This is a genomic window from Bartonella sp. EBT8, from assembly GCF_055796165.1.
Window position 1 is genome coordinate 1 of sequence record NZ_JBTTDJ010000041.1, and the last position, 2,892, is coordinate 2,892.

General features: G+C 38.9%; 6 protein-coding genes and 1 pseudogene. 4 read left to right on the forward strand and 3 right to left on the reverse strand.

Annotated elements, in window-relative coordinates:
- Positions 1-331: 331 nt before the first annotated feature.
- Positions 332-1,090 (forward strand): antA/AntB antirepressor family protein, encoded by a 759-nt coding sequence (locus AC0QT4_RS08705; RefSeq protein ID WP_473201284.1) that lies wholly within the window; start codon positions 332-334, stop codon positions 1,088-1,090.
- Positions 1,087-1,365 carry a hypothetical protein gene (locus AC0QT4_RS08710; protein WP_473201285.1) on the forward strand — a complete coding sequence of 93 codons (279 nt, stop codon included), beginning with the start codon at positions 1,087-1,089 and terminating at the stop codon, positions 1,363-1,365. The genes AC0QT4_RS08705 and AC0QT4_RS08710 overlap by 4 nt, the downstream gene beginning before the upstream one ends.
- Positions 1,366-1,410: 45 nt before the next feature.
- On the opposite strand, the gene AC0QT4_RS08715 is transcribed toward AC0QT4_RS08710, so the two are convergent.
- The 3 genes from AC0QT4_RS08715 to AC0QT4_RS08725 are packed head-to-tail and all read right to left on the reverse strand — an operon-like array spanning position 1,411 to position 2,175.
- Positions 1,411-1,557 (reverse strand): CopG family antitoxin, encoded by a 147-nt coding sequence (locus AC0QT4_RS08715; RefSeq protein WP_473201286.1) that lies wholly within the window; start codon positions 1,555-1,557, stop codon positions 1,411-1,413.
- A gap of 38 nt (positions 1,558-1,595) precedes the next feature.
- Positions 1,596-1,913, reverse strand: coding sequence for a type II toxin-antitoxin system HicB family antitoxin (locus AC0QT4_RS08720; protein ID WP_473201287.1), 318 nt, complete (start codon positions 1,911-1,913; stop codon positions 1,596-1,598).
- A complete protein-coding gene (locus AC0QT4_RS08725) occupies positions 1,903-2,175 on the reverse strand; it encodes a toxin HicA (protein WP_473201288.1) in 273 nt (90 codons plus the stop codon). The genes AC0QT4_RS08720 and AC0QT4_RS08725 overlap by 11 nt, the downstream gene beginning before the upstream one ends.
- 59 nt (positions 2,176-2,234) lie before the next feature.
- Between AC0QT4_RS08725 and AC0QT4_RS08730 the strand changes: the two genes are divergently transcribed.
- Both AC0QT4_RS08730 and AC0QT4_RS08735 read left to right on the forward strand, forming a co-directional pair.
- Positions 2,235-2,771, forward strand: a complete 537-nt coding sequence (locus AC0QT4_RS08730) for a hypothetical protein (RefSeq protein WP_473201289.1) — start codon at positions 2,235-2,237, stop codon at positions 2,769-2,771.
- Positions 2,764-2,892, forward strand: a pseudogene (locus AC0QT4_RS08735) (phage baseplate assembly protein V); the annotation flags it as partial. The gene AC0QT4_RS08730 and the pseudogene AC0QT4_RS08735, both read left to right, overlap by 8 nt.

Genomic DNA, 2,892 nt, shown 5'->3' on the forward strand with positions numbered 1-2,892 from the left:
TAGCGGCACAGTAAAACAGCATTTTGATCATTTTTAGAAAAAAGTGATATTACTGGCTTGACATTATAATAGGAATATGAATAATCGAATCAGGTGCCTAACAAACACCTTAAATGCATAGCGGATTGGTTGCCGAAACAATCTTTTTCCGCCAATTAAAAGCTTTGACTCGTTGTGTGCTACGTGCATATAATGATACTGTCGGGTGTAGTTATGCTATACAATACCCTTTGGGGGAAAGCATAACGACGGACTATGCACCGTGTTTGTTAGCGCCCGGCACTCTTTTTGAGTGTCATTAACAAACGTCTAACTGCATAGGAGCCGAATTATGGCGCAATATTTAATTAATATAAATCAAACTGAAATTGATGGCGAATTAGTTCAAACCGTTAACGCGCGTGAATTATATACGTTTTTGGAAATAAAACGAGACTTTTCCAATTGGATTAAAGATCGTATTACCAAATACAACTTTATAGAAGGACAAGATTTTGTAAAAACACAAGATTTGCGGTCGCCAAATTTGGCGAGCGCAAAATCTAGAGCTGTTGTCGCAATTGATTATTATCTCACACTCGATAGAGCCAAAGAACTTTCTATGCTTGAGAACAATCAGAAAGGTAGAGAGGCTCGTTTGTATTTCATTGAGTGTGAAAAACTTGCAAAGCAGATAGCAACGCCACAGATTGACTACTCAAGTCCTCAAGCATTACTTGGTGTTTTGAATCATTTACAAAACCAAATCGAGCAGAAAGATCATGTGATTGCGGAGTTAGAACCCAAGGCAAACGCGCTTGATGGCTTGAAACGTTCTGATGGTTTGTTTGGTTTGATTGAATCTGCAAAAATGTTAGAAGTACGACCAAAAGATCTAACCGATTATTTGCGTAAACATGATTGGGTCTATCGAAGAGCTCCAGGTGCTCCTTTGTTACCCTATCAGGATAAGATCAAGAAAGGTTTGATGGATTGCCCTGCTATTACGATTCAAAGACCCGATGGTACAGAAAAGGTGCTCCCTTCAACGAAAATCACATCTAGAGGATTAGCTTGCTTGAGAGAACAAATCCATGGAGGTGTGCAATGAATACCAGTGTTGATTTTTTATGCGATTTGTGGATGGCGTTGTTTCAGTTTGTCAATTGTGAAGACATTAAAGATAAAGACTATAGCGCACTGGTTGAGGTCATGGGCGTGGTAGAGAAAGCTTTGATTTTGAAACTTCAAGATGATGTGCCAAATATTACAAAGATTTTAGCAGTCCTTACAGGTTTTGGAACTTCAGAATTACCGCATATTATGAATCCGTTATTGCAAGCTTATGCTCCCAATATTGAAAACCCTATTGTGAAAGCTGCTTAAACAAAAACATAACTCCCCTCCCCGTTCTTAAAAATGGGGAGGTGGTTAAGAGGCTTTTTTAGGTAAGGATTCAAAATGAACGGGCTTAAAACCAGTTAAGTCATAATCCGTGAGATCAGCAGTATCAACAAAATTTTCTGCTTCTTCATCTGTCTTAAACACCGGCATTTGTTTTAATTGAGAGGTTTTCATAAACTTAACTTTTCTTTTAGTGCATATAGATCAAAACTTTAAAGTTTAGAAGAAATATATCTGTTTAAACTCACACCATTTTCAGCAGCTTGAATTGCAAGTTTCCTATGGAGTTCTGGTGGTATTCTTAATTGGAACTTACCACTATATTTCCCATGTGACAAAGGCACAGGAACTTCTTCTCCATTGTGTTGCATGTCCTCAACAACTTCTGAAACGAGATCCATAATACCTTTTAAAGCTTTCTCTGCTTGAATATCTAACCATGAAAGGGATGGGAATTCTGCACACAAACCGACATATTCCTTATCTTCTTGCGACCACAAAACACGATATGTATAATGATTATTGTTCATGTTTCATCCTTTCTATCGCTTGTAAGACTTGCTTGACCTGATAGGCTTTTGCTTTGTTGCCAGTATCTTTTTGAATATTCACACGGGGATCACCAAACCACGGCGTTTTAAAAACAAAGTGGCTTGTACCATTGTTCCGCGGTTCTCCAAAAAAATGCACACACACAGCTAACAAATCTGAAAACTTGATGTTCTTTGGTGAGGCTTTCATCAAGCTGATTATTTTTTCAACTTTATTGTTCATAACCGATAATAGTATCATTATTAATCCTAGTCAACTATTTTTAGAGTAAAAATGGCATCAATTAAACAGGAGCTTTTATGCATCCGAGAGAGACGATAAGAGAGAGTTTTGTTGCGTTGATAAAAGCAGCAAAGACGGCTGCTGGTGACAATGTGTTTAATATGCGTAATTTCAACTTTTCCGCTGAGAACACACCGGCAATTAATATCTCAACACAAAGCGAAACAATTGAAGATGGCTATGATGATAGAGTAAGGCGGCGTGTCTTAACCGTGGATGTTGAATGTTATGTGACATATGAAGATGGAGCGCGTTTTGTTGATCAATTAGCATGGGAAGTTGAAGAGATCTTCTATGCCAATGCCAATCTCAATAACACCGTGGAAACATGCCGCTTGCAAAATATTGCTTTTGCCTTTGGCGATAATGGTGCTCTAGCACTCCATGGGGCCATTCTAACCTTTGAGGTCACTTATGTGACCAATATCCCCTCCCCTGAGACAGAAGAAAGTGGTGCAACCGCAAAACTTGTTGAACCTTTCTTGAGGATTGCACCACAAACAGGTGTGGGCAATGAAGACAAATATCATAAAATCGAGGGCTCCCATGCTTGAGCGGCGCGATAAAGACATCACCGATTTAAAAAGACGCCTAGCAAATATGGTTATGGTGGGCACAATTAGTCATGTCGACCATAAAAACGCACGCTATCGGGTAAAAAGCGGCAATCTTGTC